The following is a 16,909-nucleotide window of genomic DNA, read 5'->3' on the forward strand; positions in this document are numbered from 1 at the left end:
AAAGAACTGGCGCGGTATCAGTTATGACCCGTCTCCAGCCCCTCCCCATAAGAACTGCTCGTGAAGTTTTCCCTCAAGCAGCTCACCCCATAAACTTCATCAAAAGGGTTATGAGACCTATCAGATGGCAGACACTTTTATCAATATCTTCCCGAGCTTTCGAGAGGACGAACTTTCCAGTTCCAGTAGAGTCCTAGTACACCATAGAGATATTCATTACTCCATCTCTGCCATCCAATGCTACGCTTTTGTCGCCGTTTCCTTCTCGTCAATAACGTACGGACTTTCATCTCTGTATAGTCTCGTACTTTACTAAAAGCTCGACTAGAATTCCCAACCCGGAAGTAATTCACCCATCCAATCAGTACAGTATTGATTTGTTTTACTAAATCTTGTGCAGGCTTGGCGCCTGCGTTTCTGATTAATTCTCGGATTTTTGCTTTCACTTTCGTACAGGCTTTCTTCTTCGGGGTAATAAGAACAAAGTATCTACTCTTATTTCGATTAAGTACTCGCCTCAAATCAAATCCTAGGAATCCGAAGGATTCTCCTTTTAAAACATTAACCACTCGGGTCTTCTCCAGATTCAGTTCAACTCCCAAAGGCTTTAATTGTTCCCACAGTCGTCGCAATGCCAATTCAGCCCATCCACGTTTACTAGAGTGTCCGCTTACAGTGATAACTATATCATCAGCAAAACGGTGATAGTTTACAGCCTCGTAATGGTTTTCTGTTGTCTTACGTCGAATGGCATCAAATGTCCAATCTACTTCATTGAGGTAGATGTTTGCGGCTAGGGGAGAAAATGGTCCCCCTTGCGGGACACCAATCTTTCCTGTCACCTTGATTACCTGTTTTACAAGGTGCATAACTTGCGAATCTTGGACACGCTTTGCAATTTTCTCCAAAAGTATGTGGTGTCGAATTGTATCAAAGTAGCGTGACAGGTCAACATCGATTACTACAGTCATCCGGCGCAATATGCTACGTCGCACTTCTGCCAGTGCTTGATGTGGAGAGCGTTTTGGTCGGAATCCGTAGGAATTTGAACAGAAATCAGCTTCAAAGATGGCTTCCAATATGAGTTTTAGCGCTCCTTGGACCACGCGGTCCCGTATACACGGGATTTGTAGTGTCCGCATTTTTCCGTTTTCTTTTGGGATTTCTACTTTACGATTAGCTTGTGGTTGATATGTTCCAGCCTGTAGTTCTGCTTGGATATTCTTTAAAAACGGCATAACTCCCTCTAGCTCTATATCAGCGAAACTTTTCCCGTCGATGCCTGGGGCACCGTTGTTTTTCCTCGCTTGCTGATATGCTTCATGAAGGGTTGTTATTTTGGTAATGTGGGAAAATATTCCCCAAAACCGATGCGTAGGTTCAGACTTCGCCTTTTGATAGATTCGTCGCCTTAGTTCCTGCAAAGTAATAGGTGTTTTTATCATGGCACCCTTGCCTCCTTTGGTCGTACGAAATATTTACAGGTTCGGACCCTTCCCTCCCCGCGCGTTTTGCTGCACGCAGATCTCTGGTACTACGATCCGTTCCGCCACCCTGACACCTACCGTTCTCACTTCCCGATCGCGGTTATAGAGACGGTCTCCTCGATGAGGTTTCTTCATCGGGTGTCGAGGGCTTCTCCAGTTTCCACATTATCTTTCTCTCCATGTCGCCGCTGATACCCCGCCGGTGAGAACTGCCGTTCCAGACTCGTTTCGGTCAGTTCTTGCTGCTTTCGCACGTTATCGACCGTCTCAGCCACCGGAATTGCGTGTAACGAGGCTACGTCTACGTTCACTGTACGTTACAACCTGGAGATTTGCCCACATGCCTTTTGCATGTGATGTCAGAGGGCTTCGCCGTGTCGCTTTCACTTCATGGCGCCTCTCAGGCTACGGGAGTGGAGTCTATTCTCCCGATTGGACTTTCACCAACTAGATAATGTGTCCTTATCTGGACACGCCGATTTGCCAACGCAAAGAATACCAGTCATGTACCTGTCCCATCGGGACAATATCTGTAGGGGTGTTTGTCATATATACATTGATAACACTGAGTCGTTTACTACGAGAAGAATACTTCATTCCTTTCTTTTTTTCTCTTACAGCTTGATCTTGTAATCGTTTTTGTTGTTGTTCTTTGGTTAGTCGATGAACAATCACACGAGTTGAGACTTTATCATTCATTCCTACATAAGCGTTGAATATTTCACATGTTTGTCCTGGTTGAAAAGAGTTCATTAACGTTTCCATATCTATCTGTATATACTCTGTACCTTTCTTGATTCTGCCATCTTGAAAATAGAAGCGTATGGAGAAGTGAGCATCTTAGTTGAAGATAACTTTTGATTGAGAAGTTCGGCTAACACTTGTTGTAGAAATTGCACGGCTGTGGCATTAAATCGTTGATGCTTCTAAACAGCTACATAAATGAGTTAAAGAGGTTTTAGCGACATTTTGACTGATCCATACACATAAAGCGACTAAATCTTTTGCTTGGTACTTACTGGTTCTTTGTACAAAACCAACATTTCTAGCAAGATCTCGTAAGAAATTTGGAGATAAAAAGTTTTGAATCTCTTGAGCAAATAGTTGTAATTCATCCGATACAGAAATAGACATACAAAAAACGCCATCCTTTCCTATGATTCTACAGAAAGAATAACGCCTTTTTCGCTTTAAAGGTAGTGCAAAAACTTAGCTTTATAGCGATGGAACAGAATCCCTATAAAGATTTTTAATGTAATAAAATACGTTTATGTTACTATTGGATATTTTATCTCCTATTCCTTTGCTAAATGCCATTTAATGATATGTCCAGCGTGTGTAAGACCTCCTCCAAACCCATAGAGTAAGAGAGTGTCCCCTTTTTTCACCTTTCCCTCATTCATACCTATGTCTAATGCTAATGGAATGGAGACAGAAGAAGTATTTCCCATGTATGTTACACTTGTTAACGTTTTATCCAGTGGGAAACCTGATTTTTCACATATAGATTCAATCATTCGTAAATTAGCACTATGTGGAACAAACCAGTTTACCTCTTCCAGTTGTAACTCTGCTTGACATAACAATTCTTTAATACCAATTGGTAGTGTCCGTGCTGCCCACTTATATACTTCTCTTCCATTTTGAACTATCTTCCCATGTGTTCTTAAAGGATTTCCAAACATGGTAGTAGATAAATTTTTACGATATACATGCATACCTCCTTCCCCATTTGTCCCAATATGGGTAGCTATAAAGCTAGACTCTTCTTGATCTTTCTCTACTAAAACAGCTGCGGCTCCATCTCCAAATAAGATACATGTAGTTCGATCTGTATAGTCTGTAATCTTAGATAAGGTTTCTGTCGTTACAATTAAAATCTTGCGATGAAGGCCAGATGTAATTAAACCATTCGCCAGATGTAATCCATATGTAAAACCAGCACAAGTCGCATTGAAATCAACAGCACCTGTATGTTGAATATTAAAATACTCTTGTACTTGGCAGGCTACACTTGGAAAAGTGTAGTCAGGCGTAGTTGTTGAAACGAGAATACAATCCACATCGACAAGACTTTTATGATAACGTTCCACTAAGTTTTCAATAGCTTTAAAAGCTAATGTAGAGGCATATTCGTTATCACCAGTAATTCTTCTTTCCTTCATCCCAGTTCTTTGTACAATCCATGCATCATTTGTATCTACTAATTTTTCTAAATCATCATTGGTCAGCTTTTTTTCAGGTACATAGGTACCAATAGCTGTAATTCTTGCTTTTGATTGCATACATTTATCCCCCTTTACTATTTTAATACTTAGTTATATAATCAAATAATAGTACTAGATACTAATCATTGTCAATATTCAAACATTTTACTTCTGGAAATTAAACTAACTAAAATATCTATCTATGGTATAAAGGAGAGACATTCATGCTCAATATTCAACAAATTGAAGAAATTACTCCCCATCGTTATCCCCTTTTATTAATTGATCGGATCATTGAAGTAGAAGAAGGAAAGCGTGCAGTTTAGATCCAAAATGTTGTAACTAAAGAAGGATTTTTTATCCGTCATTTTTCTGACTATTCAGTCATGAGCGGCGTCCTTATTGTAGATGCCCTTTTAACATGAATAAATAAGTAGAAGTTTATTGAAAAATTTTCTGGAGAAGAACAATGCTAAAACCCTGTATTGATGTAGAAAAAAAGAAATTCAGAATAATGTAAAGGGAGAAGAGTGATGATTGATATTTTAAAGATTTTTGCGGCCTTAGTTTTTGGTTATCTTTTAGGAAGCCTTAATACAGCGGTGATTGTAGGGAAAATATACGGCAAGGATATAAGAAGCCATGGAAGCAAAAGCGCCGGGCTTACCAATACTCTGAGGGTACTTGGGAAATCTGCTGCGGTGTTTGTTCTTGCGGGAGATATATTAAAAGGGGTAATTGCCTGTTATATAGGCTTGTTCCTTAGCGTTTACTTTTATTCGGGAGAGGCTAAAGATTGCGTAAGCCTTTTAGCGGCGGGCGCAGGGGCGGTTATAGGGCATAACTGGCCGGTATATTTTGGGTTTAAAGGAGGCAAGGGAGCACTTACAGCAGTGGCTGTACTGTTTATGATTGATTGGGTTATGGCCCTTTTATGCCTTGGCTTTTTTGTGATAATAGTAGCTTTAACCCGTTATGTCTCTTTAGGTACAATATGTGCTACATTGCTTGTCGCGGTCATTTCATTTATTCCTGTTTTTGAGAATACCTTATATTTTTATATATTTGCATTCCTAATGGCGTTTATGGTTATTTTCAGGCATATGGAAAATATACAAAGGCTGCTTTTAGGAACAGAAAATAAACTTATTTTTCCACAGCGTTGAGCATGTCGTCAAAATAGAAAAAATTGGGGTTAGTTAACCGTTTAAGGGGGAAGGCAACGATTCTTTACTTTTGGAGCCACTCAAGAAAAATGTACTTTATAATCCTATTTTTGGTATATCTCCTACCTTAGTAGCAATAAAAGGTTAATATAAGTCATCACATCATGCGTAAATATTAACGTACACATTGAATAGAAGAAATCAAAAAATACGTTATCCTTTCCTATGATTCTACAGAAAGAATAGCGTATTTTTTATTTTAGGGGGGATTTTGTTTTATTAGCTTGATAGCGATGTGGTGCTACCCCATGCCCATCAACTTAAGAATTTTATAACACCACAAAAAGAGAGAATGTACATTTTCTCATGAAGATGCATATTCTCTCTTTTTGGATATATTTGTATTTCTTAGCTTGATAGCCATATGTGACCCCTACTACCACGAATAGAACGGTACCTTTTATATATTTTCTGTCGTAATATTAACTCCATATTCTCTATAAAAGTCTAAAATTGCACATGCATTCACACCCAAATCTAATAGATTTTCTGGAAAGTAAATTTTAGAATCCAGAACCACAATATCAGATGTTTGTAGAATATTCTCTGCTTGGACAGCTGCTCCTAAAGCAGTAAGATGTGTCTGTCCTAACGGATCTGATATGTTCACACATCGTCTATGCAATACACCAGTAGCATCATAACCTTTAAGGTGAATAACTATGTTATGTGCACTTCCCCTTCCGGGTTTATAGAGAATATTTTTCCGTAAATTAGTAAATTTTTCTCCGCTAATCATTTTCCAAATCCCTGTATTCACCAGAGAAACCAGTCCATATGTAGAGATTTTACTATCAAAAGCAATACGAAAGTTAGTCGAAACAGCATGAATTGATTCTGGCAGGGTTACGTGATCGGGAGTATCCAAACGATAACATTTGGTTATATAACCGTTGGGAAAGCGGACTTTGATTGGATTAGTCATTGGATAAGCCTGTCGCATTCCCTCTCGAGCTTTGACTTCAAACGGAATAGTTAACCGGTCCATATACGCTGTTGAATTTGGTCCTGCTTTGTCTTGAAGAGAATATAGTGCGTTGATATCAACCGTAACCTCTTGAAGATCTTTTGAATACATTTTAGAAAAAAGGGCTGCTGTCCCCCCCATCCACCCTGAAGCTAATACAACAGGGGATTGCACCTCAACATTTTTTAATCGATCAATAGAACTCTTAAAGCGTTCAGTCCAACGAGTAATGTCAACCAATGGAATTTTTTTTCGAACTGCAGATAGGAGTAGTCTATCTTGAGGATCATTAACCGCATTAACAACTAATGTGAAATTATCATCCAAATTTCTTAAGGGATCATCTGTTGTGTTGTCTACCTTGACTATTTTTACTCTCTCTGATTCAAAAGGTAACGCTTTCCCTAAGGTTCTTCCTCCTAATCTAATTTCCAAATCAGGATGTCGATCATGTAAAATTCGAGCAATTTGACTACCAACAACTCCATACCCACCAACAATTAATACTGTTTTTTTATTCATCTGAAACCTCCATTTTAATTAGTGTGAGATTATAAGTTTAAATGATTAAAAACTTAAACCTTTTAACATATTATCGCTAAAAAAAGGGACAAAAGGTGTCCCTAAACTATAAATGAGTACCTAGTTCTTACATTCATCTTCAACTAAAGAAACAAGTTCTTTTAAAAGATTTATTGTTTCATTAAATTCAAGACAATAATACATTTCAGTGCCTTTTTTCTGAACTTGAAGTAACCCTGATTGTTTCAATATTTTCAAATGATGAGATACAGTAGGTCTTGACATGGGAATATTCTCCGCAATTTGCGTCACATTCAAGCTATCTTTATCAATTAAAAGTGATACAATTTGCTGACGAGTTGGATCTCCCAACCCTTGAAAACATGGTCTTAAATTTTCTAAAATATGCATTACTTTATCATTACAGTTCATTTGGCTAACATTACCTTCCGTTTAAGAATTTAATCATTTAAACGTATTATAAATTACATTACTATCTAATGCAATAAAGAAGTAGCACGAACTTTAAGTATAAATATAGAAAGTTTCATAAACAGCCATTTTCGATTTTCCAGATTTGTAAGAATGGCGGGTCTTTTTCCTGTAACAATTTCCAAATCCATTCCAGCTACAACCAGGGCAAACCCATGAAATTCACGAAGCCTATATCGGATTGTATCAAAAGCTTCCAACTCAAGTGATCCTGCTTTTCCTGTTTATCCTCCTACAGAAAAACGGGCGAAAGTTCCACTGTTATGAGATTTTCGCCCGTTTTGCTGTAGGAGGTTGAACAAGCGAATTAGAATCTTTGATAGCTCTTGGGTGTCTTTCTGTATAGCTTGGAAAAGAAGAAGAAAGTAATCTTTAATCATATATATGGCCTTATATTCACTCAGTTCTCGTTTCTTTTTTATAAGAAGTAATTGCCGCATTTGAAACATGGTAGAAGAACAGAGTAGAATGGCAATCAGTTGCCCATACAAATGGCATTCTAATCGTTCTCGTTTTATCTTTTTACAATGATGAATATGAAAGAATGATTTCCATGTTTTAAATATAATCTCGATTTGCCAACGTAAAGAGTACCAATCATGTACTTGTCCCATCGGGACAATATCTGTAGGGGTGTTTGTCATATATACATTGATACCACTGAGACGTTTACTACGAGGGGAATACTTCATTCCTTTCTTTTTCTCTCTTACAGCTTGATCTTGTAATCGTTTTTGTTGTTGTTCTTTTGTTAGCCGATGAACAATCACACGAGTTGATACTTTATCAGTCATTCCTACATAAGCGTCAGATATTTCATATGTTTGTCCTGGTTGAAGAGAGTTCATTAAGACCTCCATATCTATCTGTATATACTCTGTACCTTTCTTTATTCTTCCATCTTGAAAATAATCAGGGGTGGGATTTTTTTGATAAATACGTGTATTTGATTTAATACGAGAGATATAGTAAGCCTTTTTATCTTGTATGTGTTGAAGATCTTTCAAATGAAAATACCCTACATAAATCATTCGCTGTCACAGTTGGAACACACAGGGAACCGTAAGTTCGATCATGTTGTTTCCCTGGACCCGTATGAATATGAAGGAACTGTCCACTTAATAAATCATACTCAAGCTGAATCTTTACTCCCGCTGTATGGCTGCATCCCCCTGCACCTGGATAAACGGATGAAAAAGGATCTGGAAGTTGAAATGCAGTTGAATCTAAAATACGAATACGCTTGAAAACAGAAGTATATGGAGAAGAAATCGGCATAGATGAGGTCAATTTTTTGCTTAATAGTTCGGCTAGTAGGTGTTGTAAAAGTTGGACGGCCGCCTTATTAAATCGTTGATTCAGTCCCTCAGGACTGATAAGTACTGCTGTTGATGCTTCTAAACAGCTAGATAATTGAGTTAAAGAAGTCATAGCTACATTTTGGCTCACCCATACACATAAAGCTATTAAATCTTTTGCTTGGTACTTACTGGTTCGTTGTACGAAACCAACATCTCTAGCAAGATTCCGTAAGGTATTTGGAGATAAAAAACTTTGAATCTCTTGAGCAAATAGTTGTAATTCGTCAGACACAGAAACAGACATAAAAAACGCCATCCTTTCCTATGATTCTACAGAAAGAATAACGTATTTTTTCATTTTAGGGGGCATTTCTTTTTATTAGCTTAATAGCGATGGGGTAGCGTCAGGAAAATGCGGATGTACAGCGTAAAGTTCCTAAAAGTGCAGCCCCAACATGTAAAAATTTCACAATCATTGTCACTCCACGCTCCGTTAATAATGTCCGATGTTTCAATTCATATATTAGCCATAATTCCCGTACCTAATAACACCAATAATTAATAACAACACTAATGAAAAAATGCATATAGTTCCGATTGAAGCTAAAACATTAAGGATTTTATTTGCTTTTGTACTAAACAGCTTACAAAATACAATATAAATTCCAACTCCAATAATTCCACCTAATGTATTTCCCATAAGGTCAGTTATATCGCTACCTCCTATAGCAAAGATGAATTGTAATACTTCAAATAACAAACTTATTCCCGCTATTGGTACAATCTTTTTCAAGAAAGACCAACTTGGTTTTAGCATACTGATATAAATTCCAAATGGGATAAATGCAAATACGTTATAGATTATTTCACCAATATCTATTTGCTCGTTTTTAATAACTGAACCAGCAAAAGGGATTAAGTTGATTCCCCTAAAATCCGTGAAATGACGCAAGTCTTGAAATGAAAATTGCATTTTAAAGAGTATAATCCATGTTAATACAAAGAAATATACGGTCAACAAGCCAGCAGTTATATTATTTTGATTACTTTTTGATTTTTCCATATAAACCCTCAATTCCTACTTACAATCCAATCTTTTATCCTACTTCACAATTGAATCTCTTAAATAACAAATTATAGCTTGGAATATTATGTTTGTGCTACCCCTAACTTGTAACAAAAAAATGTACATTTTCACTTGGAGATGCCAATTTTCTCGTTTGGGGATATTTACTTTTCTGAGCTTGATAGCGATGGACGATATCCCTATTACGTAATGATTGTTAGACGTCCAATTTGATTACACTCTTCAGCGAACCAAAGATCGCCATCCGGACAAAACGTGATACCATGTGGCTCTGCATTATTTGTAGGTATCGTATATTCCGTAATAACTCCTTCAACTGTAATACGGCTGATTTGGTTACCTCCCCATTCTGTAAACCAAAGATCTCTGTTCTTCCCGGGTATTATGGCATGCGGACGAGCGTTCGGCGTCGGTATAACAAATTCTTTGACCTCACCTTCGAACGTAATTCTACCAATTTTATTACCCATGATTTGCACAAACCATATTGCTCCATCTGGTCCGCTCGCAATTCCAACTGGCCCGGAGTTGGGTGTTGGGATTGGATATTCTTTGACCTCACCTTTAGTGGTTATTCTCCCAATCCTATTGTTCTGATTCTGTGTAAACCATAATGCACCGTCTGATCCCAGAGTAATAAAAGAGGGAAATGATTTAGAGTTAGGCAATTCAAACTCGGTGATTTCCCCTGACTTTGTTATTCTTCCGATCCTACCATTATTCATTTCTGTAAACCATATTGCTCCATCTGGGCCTTCCGTTATGCCAAAAGGTGCAGCGTTCGTTGTAGGGAGTACATATTCTTCAAAAAGACCGTTCATCGACATTTTACCGATCTTGCTTGAGTTATATTCCGTAAACCATAAGTCACCGGTCTGGTCCGAGATAATTGACATAGCTCCTGCATTTGCTGTCGGAATGGGAAAAGAATTTATTTCACCAGTAGCATTTATTCTACCAATTCGATTCCCTTTCTGTTCCGTAAACCACAATGCTCCGTCTTTTCCTACGGTTATTCCATATGGCCCTGAATCTATTTCATTGACCACATATTCTTGTATCGTGATCCTCATATCATTTCCTCCCATTGAAAATTTCGAGTCTTGTTTTTCGGTATAATTTAGTTTAAAAAAGGACATTCCTGGTATTACAGTGGATGCCCTTTTTGCTAAATTATAAGATATTTTGTTAGAATTCAAAGTCTAGAATAAGTTTACTGGTTTGACCTGTAAACTTATAATTATAGGACCCTTTCAGGCTTTCTAATTCACCGGTAGCTTTGATGATTGTTGCAGGGGAATCTAGATTTCCTTTATCAAATATCCCTTGCTCTATAGCTGTAAATGTCCCTCGTTTCCCCTTATAAACTCCTTCGAAATGTAAAAATCCGGAAATTTTAGCAGTAGCCAAGTGACCATCATCTATAGTTGATTCTAAATAATATAATAAATATTCAACAAAAGCTTTTCCTTTTAATTCACCGTCAATATCATATTCGACATGGGCAATATTAATAGGGAAATCTTTTCTAGTGTCATTGACTGGCTTTTCATCCCATTTACTTACTGTAAATGTTACTTCCATACGCGTAAACCTCCCTTCATCATTAGATGAGTAATCTACCTCCAGTATATCACCTAAAAAGCACCATCAATAATTATATCTCATAGGAGTGTTTCTAAAGTAACGGATGCTTCTTATATGACATTGAAGGTAAATTTTTATTTAAAAGTTTACTTTCGTATTTACAATGAAATACAAATGATTTTTATTAATTTGTTATTTTCATACTCTTACAAAACTTATTTTCACTATATGAAAATAACAACAATTTATGAAGGGATTCTTTACAAACAAAAAGAAGGCATCTCGAATAAAGATTAATCAAAATGGCCTTCTTTACACATGCCCATCAACTGAAGCATTCAGAATTACCCCAAAACGAGAAAATTGGCATCTCCAGGGGAAAATACATTTTTTTGGTTTTGAGGGCCACCTGATGAGCATAGGATATCAGAAAAAACGCGTTAAGATCAGTATTTATATACTATTTCGTTTCATACAAAAGGAATTTGTTCATTATTAGCGAAAGTGTATGTTAACTAAATGAATTCATTCATACACAGTACTACAAAAAGACATGGGGACAACCTTATATTACGATACATAATTATAATTCGTTTAAGAAGCTAGTAAAATTAAGGAGAAACATTGTATGGGGAAAAAAGTATTGTTCTTTGGAGATTTTGGAATTGACGATACGATAGCTATCATATATGCACATTTAACAGATAAAATTGATGTTATAGGAATTGTTGCAGACTATGGGAACGTACCTCAAGCTGAAGTTGTTAGAAATGTTCGCTTTTTGCTTAAAAGTGTAGGAAAAGAATATATAAAAGTTTTTGGTGGGGCTGAGCATTCCATGTCTTCAGAAGCTGAAACTTTTTATCCAGAAGTTCACGGTAAATTTGGGATAGGGCCCATTCACCCAGGACTAGAGCTTCAAACATTTGAGAATTTTTTTGAGGTTCTCGCACTTATTAAGCAGTATAAAAATGAACTTATTATCGTGAATACCGGAAGGCTAACTTCACTTGCAACTTTATTTCTCCTTTATGGAGATGTGATGGAATATGTACATTCTTATTATATTATGGGAGGGGCTTTTCTATATCCAGGAAATGTTACTCCCATTGCCGAAGCTAACCTTTATGGCGATCCTGTAGCGGCCAATATTGTAATGAGATACGCAAAGAATCTATCAATTTATCCTTTGAATGTTACACAATCGGCTATCGTAACACCAGAAATGGTCAATTATATTCACTCTAAAGGAAAAACTAAGTTTTTAAAGCCTCTTTTAGACTATTACTATTATCAATTTTATCAAAAAAAAGTTCCTGGAATACAAGGTAGCCCGGTCCATGATGCGCTCACTTTGGTTGCGATTAATCGTGATGATATTTTTACGTACCATCAATCAGCAGTGACGGTTAATGTACTTGATACTGTACGAGGGCAAAGTATAGGAGATTTTAGATCTACTTTTGAACCAGAAACATTCGGTAACCGTCCAAAACATAGGATTGCAATACAAATGAATTATGAACAGTTTTTTAAGGAGTTTATGACTGTAACGACTGGCGACCTATTTTAGTGAATACCCTTGTCCATCAAGCTAAGATTTTAAAGTATTCTCCTCATGACTTTGTTTCTAGAGTTTAACGGTAGGTCATCAACAATAAAAAACACTAATCTTACATAAGATTAGTGTTTTTTATTGTATTTTCCCCTTGTTTTTGGGTATTAGTGCTGGCTAATCTTGTGGGGGCCAAACGCCACGAATTTAACGTAACTTTATATGGCGTAAATGAATTTTTCATTCGAGAGATCCAGGCGATTGTACCTTCCAGATTTCTGTAAGTGATTTTAAATCCACACTAACTCAAACTTCTTTATTACTCGATTTAAAAAGTATATACAACTTCTTGGCGAGAAATTGCGGTGTATAAGGCATATCCCTATGTAACCACTTTACAATCGTTCCAATTAAAGCTGAGGAACCGTACCAAATAGCAATATCTTTTGGAATATCTTTAGTAATGAGAAAGGAGTCACTTTCTGTTCTCTCTGTTATTTTGTCTGAAAGTGTATTTAACAAGCGTTCTGTAAAAATCGGTGTTCGCCTAGAACCAAGAACTACTTTATAGAATTTAGCATTGTCAGCAATGTACTCAAGTAGATCTACGAGTTTTAACCATTCTATATCCTCAGAGGAATCTGAGAGGTTTTCCGTACTCGTCATTATCTTCTCAATATCCTCAACCATTTCCTGTGCCATTTTCTCCAACATGTCATGAATATCACGATAATGGAGATAGAACGTAACACGATTAATAGTCGCACGTTCTGCAAGTTTATTAACTGTTATTTTGCTAATTTCCATCTCTTGTAGAAGATCTATTAAAGCCTCTTTTATTAACTGGCGTGTACGAATGACTCGGGGGTCTACACGGGACTTGGGATGGTCTTTCATATCTAATCACCCTTCCTATTAATTGGAAATTTACAACATTCTAAGTTCTGTCTATTATCTTCGATTTTATCAACAGAAATCGCAAGAAGTGTTAACTAATATACAGTTATTAGGAAATTGTCTGTTGTCATAATAATCTTTAATAATGTAATTTATATAGTGTAAATTATTCAACACTTTGTAAAAAAAAGTCTACTTTAAAGTTAGAAAGGATATGAAAGAATTGCATAATCAGACTAAAACAGACCCTAATTCGATAAAAAAAGGACCTATTATGTTCATTATGATTTTAGGTGCTTTTCTTGCAACATTAAACCAAACACTCATGAGTGTCGCTACTCCTGAACTTATGGTTGAATTTAAGATCTCGGCTACAACAGCCCAGTGGTTAACAACCGGTTACATGCTAGTAAACGGCGTCTTGATTCCTATTACCGCTTATTTAATGCAACGGTTTACCACACGTGAACTTTTTCAAACTTCCATGCTTATATTTCTAGCTGGAACCATTGTTTCAGCTGTAGCAACAGGATTCCCGGTCTTGTTAACCGGACGTATGATTCAGGCAGCCGGCGCAGGAATCATTATGCCATTGCTTACACATGTTATTTTGACCATCTTCCCTCGCGAAAAGAGAGGAGCAGCTATGGGAATGGTGGGGCTTGCTGTCATTTTTGCTCCTGCAATTGGTCCTACAATTGCAGGATACATTATTGATAACTACAAATGGGAAACGATGTTTTACGGAATGATTCCATTTGCTGTCCTTGTTATTGTGCTGGGATTCATTTATCTCCGAAATGTATCCGACCGAATCAAGACAAAATTTAATATCCTAAGCGTCATTCTCTCTACCATTGGTTTCGGTTCATTAATTTATGGTTTCAGCCAAGCCGGAAGTCTTGGATGGTCAGATATAGAGGTAGTAGGTACGATTACTGTAGGTATCTTAGCCCTTACACTCTTTTCATGGAAGGAATTAAGATCACAAAATCCATTGCTTGACTTACGTGTATTTAAATACAATATGTTTTCTTTAACAACAATCATTAATATCGCAGTTACTATGGTTATGTATGCAGATATGATGTTACTTCCGTTATACCTCCAGAATATGCGTGGTTACACTGCTATTGAGTCTGGTCTTCTGCTTCTTCCAGGTGCGTTGGTAATGGGATTCCTTATGCCAGTTACCGGTAAGCTATTCGATCGCTTTGGTGCGAAATGGTTAGCTATTATTGGAATGACAATTACCATTATTACAACAATTGGTTTTATCAACCTGACAGACTCTACTAGTTATACCTATTTGGTTCTCATGTCAACAGGACGTCGCATTGGAATGGCCTTAATGATGATGCCTATACAGACTGCTGGTCTAAATCAATTGCCACAACGGTTACATGCACATGGAACAGCAATAAGCAATACGATTCGTCAAGTTGCCGGTGCCGTCGGTACTTCGCTTCTCGTGACAGTGATGACGAGCCGTACGAAATCACATCTACAGGATTTGATTCCTACCGCAGCTGCTAAAGGATTGACTCAAAAAGAGCTTGTTACAGAAGCCTCCATACAGGGGATAAATGATGCCTACCTTGTCATCATTGGAATTGGTATCATCGGATTACTACTTACCTTCTTTATAAAGAAAGTTAAACAGGCTTCCGAATTAGAATCTAACAATCCCGCAGAGATGGTAACGACAGAGAAATTAAAAACAAATTAAAACCATTTGAATTTCTGAATAAAAAAGAAGCAATTTATACCAATTGTTAGTCAACATGTTTGCAGTAAATCGCTTCTATCCTTATGCTGGCTAGGAATGGGATGTACTCCAAATATGACTATTTATAGAGTGATTTATACAATTTGTAATTTTAAGGAGGAATATCAGTGAATAAAGAGGTTATTGCAATTCAAGAAATCCCTAATTTCCAGACGCGTACTGAAGAGTTTTTCCCTTTAAAGTGGTATAAAGAAATGCTTCACAATCATTCTGTTTATTATCACGAAGAAACGAATACATGGAATGCGTTTAAGTATGAAGATGTTAAACAGGTGTTAACCAATTATGAATTCTTTTCAAGTCAAGGGCCTAGAAGTGGTATTTTTGTCGGCGATAATAAAAAGCAAAAAAACACTTCACCTATAACAATGATTACGTTCCTGGATCCTCCTGATCATCGAAAAATACGTTCCTTATTGGCAGCTGCTTTCACTCCCCGCAGTTTAAAAGAGTGGGAACCTCGTATTCAGCAAATTGCAACGGAGCTTGTAGGAAATATACAAGAAAATTCTACAATTAATATTGTGGAAGCTTTGGCATCCCCTTTACCTGCTCTAGTAATTGCCAATTTATTCGGCGTACCTGCACAAGGTCAAGGTCAATTTAAAGAATGGGTTGATATTTTGTTCCACCCATACGACAAAGAAAGGTTAGAAGACCTTGAACAACAAAAACAAAAGGCAGCGAAAGAATATTTTGAATACCTTTATCCTATTGTAGTTCACAAACGTTCGAATCTTTGTGATGATATTATCTCTGACTTGATTCAAGCGGAAGTAGATGGGGAAAAACTTACGGATGAGGAGATTGTACAAACAACTATGTTACTTTTAGGGGCAGGTCTTGAAACAACTAGTCACGCAATAGCCAATACATTCTATTCATTGCTTTATGATGACAAGTCATTATATGGAACACTAAGAAATGATATAGGATTAGTCCCAAAAGCCGTTGAAGAAATGCTTCGATATCGTTTTCATATTTCAAGAAGAGATCGTACGGTCAAACAAGATAATAATCTATTAGGGGTTGAGTTAAAGAAAGGTGACGTAGTCATTGCTTGGATGAGTGCATCTAATATGGATGAAAACATGTATAGCGATCCTTTCTCTATAGACATTCATCGTTCAAACAATAAAAAGCACCTGACTTTCGGAAGTGGTCCACATTTTTGTTTAGGTGCACCTCTTGCACGATTAGAAATGAAAATTGCATTAGAGGCATTCTTACAAAAAATTTCTTCTATCGAATCAGTAGAAGGGTTTGAATTAGAAAAAAACTTAACTGCTTCTGCTACGGGACAGTCCTTGACTTATCTACCAATGAAAGTTTATGGGATTCAGCCGAAAAACGTGAGAAAATAGGTCATAAATAAGCTTTACTTTATTTCTATTATTAGTTTTTTAGATAAAAACAACGACCTGATGCTACACAAAAAGCCAATTTTCTATAAGCTAAGGAATCAACTCTTTTATGTTCTTACTTTGCTGTATAATTGTTTACAATATAGAGGTGCAATTAGCACCTCTATTGCATTTATTTTAGTATTTAAATTAGCGCCCAAATTACATGGATTTTGGTCAAGCCCCATGCTCAACAACTTAAGAATTTTATTGTACCCCAGATTGAAAATTCTATCTATTCTTGAAAGAAAACTGCTTATTTTTTTCGTTTTTGGCATTTGCTTTTCTTAGCTTGATGGTGATGTGGTACTACCCCTTACAAGACAGAATTATCAATCACTGAGTATTAATATTCTATAATTGAGTAACAGCTCCAAAACTGATTTTCA

General features: G+C 36.8%; 13 protein-coding genes and 3 pseudogenes. 5 read left to right on the top strand and 11 right to left on the bottom strand.

Annotated elements, in window-relative coordinates; genetic code table 11:
* Window positions 1–140: 140 nt before the first annotated feature.
* The 3 genes and pseudogenes from ltrA to NSS97_RS16750 all read right to left on the bottom strand — a co-directional run bounded on the left by ltrA (window position 141) and on the right by NSS97_RS16750 (window position 3,772).
* Complete coding sequence (ltrA, locus tag NSS97_RS16740; RefSeq protein ID WP_061674703.1) at window positions 141–1,445, bottom strand: group II intron reverse transcriptase/maturase; 1,305 nt, start codon at window positions 1,443–1,445, stop codon at window positions 141–143.
* Between the two features lie 513 nt (window positions 1,446–1,958).
* Window positions 1,959–2,621: pseudogene (locus tag NSS97_RS16745) on the bottom strand (IS4 family transposase); the annotation flags it as partial.
* 161 nt (window positions 2,622–2,782) lie between these two features.
* Window positions 2,783–3,772 carry a ketoacyl-ACP synthase III gene (locus NSS97_RS16750; RefSeq protein WP_341113492.1) on the bottom strand — a complete coding sequence of 330 codons (990 nt, stop codon included), beginning with the start codon at window positions 3,770–3,772 and terminating at the stop codon, window positions 2,783–2,785.
* Window positions 3,773–3,918: 146 nt separating this feature from the next.
* Between NSS97_RS16750 and NSS97_RS16755 the strand changes: the two are divergent.
* Both NSS97_RS16755 and plsY read left to right on the top strand, forming a co-directional pair.
* A pseudogene (locus NSS97_RS16755) lies at window positions 3,919–4,110 on the top strand (3-hydroxyacyl-ACP dehydratase FabZ); the annotation flags it as partial.
* A 117-nt stretch (window positions 4,111–4,227) separates the two neighbouring features.
* The gene (gene plsY / locus NSS97_RS16760; protein WP_070174394.1) at window positions 4,228–4,860 is read left to right on the top strand and encodes a glycerol-3-phosphate 1-O-acyltransferase PlsY; all 633 of its coding nucleotides are present in this window, start codon (window positions 4,228–4,230) and stop codon (window positions 4,858–4,860) included.
* A gap of 460 nt (window positions 4,861–5,320) precedes the next feature.
* Here plsY and NSS97_RS16765 read toward each other — a convergent pair whose 3' ends face one another.
* From NSS97_RS16765 to NSS97_RS16795, 7 genes and pseudogenes are all read right to left on the bottom strand, one after another.
* Entirely contained in the window at window positions 5,321–6,409 is a 1,089-nt protein-coding gene (locus NSS97_RS16765) for a saccharopine dehydrogenase NADP-binding domain-containing protein (protein ID WP_341113497.1), read from the bottom strand.
* A 120-nt stretch (window positions 6,410–6,529) separates the two neighbouring features.
* Window positions 6,530–6,841, bottom strand: a complete 312-nt coding sequence (locus tag NSS97_RS16770; protein WP_002013825.1) for an ArsR/SmtB family transcription factor — start codon at window positions 6,839–6,841, stop codon at window positions 6,530–6,532.
* 65 nt (window positions 6,842–6,906) lie between these two features.
* Window positions 6,907–7,101, bottom strand: a complete 195-nt coding sequence (locus NSS97_RS16775) for a hypothetical protein (protein ID WP_060749864.1) — start codon at window positions 7,099–7,101, stop codon at window positions 6,907–6,909.
* Window positions 7,102–7,125: 24 nt separating this feature from the next.
* Window positions 7,126–8,506 (bottom strand): annotated as a pseudogene (locus NSS97_RS16780) (IS4 family transposase).
* A 219-nt stretch (window positions 8,507–8,725) separates the two neighbouring features.
* Window positions 8,726–9,265, bottom strand: a complete 540-nt coding sequence (locus NSS97_RS16785; RefSeq protein ID WP_341113500.1) for a VanZ family protein — start codon at window positions 9,263–9,265, stop codon at window positions 8,726–8,728.
* A 206-nt stretch (window positions 9,266–9,471) separates the two neighbouring features.
* Window positions 9,472–10,362 (bottom strand): Vgb family protein, encoded by an 891-nt coding sequence (locus NSS97_RS16790; RefSeq protein ID WP_060752034.1) that lies wholly within the window; start codon window positions 10,360–10,362, stop codon window positions 9,472–9,474.
* Window positions 10,363–10,477: 115 nt separating this feature from the next.
* A complete protein-coding gene (locus NSS97_RS16795; RefSeq protein WP_107886554.1) occupies window positions 10,478–10,873 on the bottom strand; it encodes a DUF3224 domain-containing protein in 396 nt (131 codons plus the stop codon).
* 631 nt (window positions 10,874–11,504) lie between these two features.
* On the opposite strand from NSS97_RS16795, the gene NSS97_RS16800 reads away from it, so the two are divergent.
* Window positions 11,505–12,449 carry a nucleoside hydrolase gene (locus NSS97_RS16800; RefSeq protein ID WP_107886553.1) on the top strand — a complete coding sequence of 315 codons (945 nt, stop codon included), beginning with the start codon at window positions 11,505–11,507 and terminating at the stop codon, window positions 12,447–12,449.
* 288 nt (window positions 12,450–12,737) lie between these two features.
* On the opposite strand, the gene NSS97_RS16805 is transcribed toward NSS97_RS16800, so the two are convergent.
* Window positions 12,738–13,328: a TetR/AcrR family transcriptional regulator gene (locus NSS97_RS16805; protein WP_060752030.1), complete on the bottom strand. Its 591-nt coding sequence runs from the start codon at window positions 13,326–13,328 to the stop codon at window positions 12,738–12,740.
* Window positions 13,329–13,542: 214 nt separating this feature from the next.
* On the opposite strand from NSS97_RS16805, the gene NSS97_RS16810 reads away from it, so the two are divergent.
* Both NSS97_RS16810 and NSS97_RS16815 read left to right on the top strand, forming a co-directional pair.
* Window positions 13,543–15,057: a DHA2 family efflux MFS transporter permease subunit gene (locus NSS97_RS16810; RefSeq protein ID WP_165497883.1), complete on the top strand. Its 1,515-nt coding sequence runs from the start codon at window positions 13,543–13,545 to the stop codon at window positions 15,055–15,057.
* Window positions 15,058–15,224: 167 nt separating this feature from the next.
* On the top strand, window positions 15,225–16,481 hold the full coding sequence (locus NSS97_RS16815) for a cytochrome P450 (RefSeq protein WP_113770827.1): 1,257 nt from the start codon (window positions 15,225–15,227) through the stop codon (window positions 16,479–16,481).
* Window positions 16,482–16,909 lie beyond the last annotated feature (428 nt).

Source organism: Bacillus sp. FSL R12-0074, from assembly GCF_038005725.1.
In the GTDB taxonomy this organism is placed as follows: domain Bacteria; phylum Bacillota; class Bacilli; order Bacillales; family Bacillaceae_G; genus Bacillus_A; species Bacillus_A mycoides.

Coding starts and splice junctions, on each gene's coding strand:
- ltrA (WP_061674703.1), bottom strand. CDS start 1,445: ATGATAAAAACACCTATTACTTTGCAGGAACTAAGGCGACGAATCTAT.
- NSS97_RS16750 (WP_341113492.1), bottom strand. CDS start 3,772: ATGCAATCAAAAGCAAGAATTACAGCTATTGGTACCTATGTACCTGAA.
- plsY (WP_070174394.1), top strand. CDS start 4,228: ATGATTGATATTTTAAAGATTTTTGCGGCCTTAGTTTTTGGTTATCTT.
- NSS97_RS16765 (WP_341113497.1), bottom strand. CDS start 6,409: ATGAATAAAAAAACAGTATTAATTGTTGGTGGGTATGGAGTTGTTGGT.
- NSS97_RS16770 (WP_002013825.1), bottom strand. CDS start 6,841: ATGAACTGTAATGATAAAGTAATGCATATTTTAGAAAATTTAAGACCA.
- NSS97_RS16785 (WP_341113500.1), bottom strand. CDS start 9,265: ATGGAAAAATCAAAAAGTAATCAAAATAATATAACTGCTGGCTTGTTG.
- NSS97_RS16790 (WP_060752034.1), bottom strand. CDS start 10,362: ATGAGGATCACGATACAAGAATATGTGGTCAATGAAATAGATTCAGGG.
- NSS97_RS16795 (WP_107886554.1), bottom strand. CDS start 10,873: ATGGAAGTAACATTTACAGTAAGTAAATGGGATGAAAAGCCAGTCAAT.
- NSS97_RS16800 (WP_107886553.1), top strand. CDS start 11,505: ATGGGGAAAAAAGTATTGTTCTTTGGAGATTTTGGAATTGACGATACG.
- NSS97_RS16805 (WP_060752030.1), bottom strand. CDS start 13,328: ATGAAAGACCATCCCAAGTCCCGTGTAGACCCCCGAGTCATTCGTACA.
- NSS97_RS16810 (WP_165497883.1), top strand. CDS start 13,543: ATGAAAGAATTGCATAATCAGACTAAAACAGACCCTAATTCGATAAAA.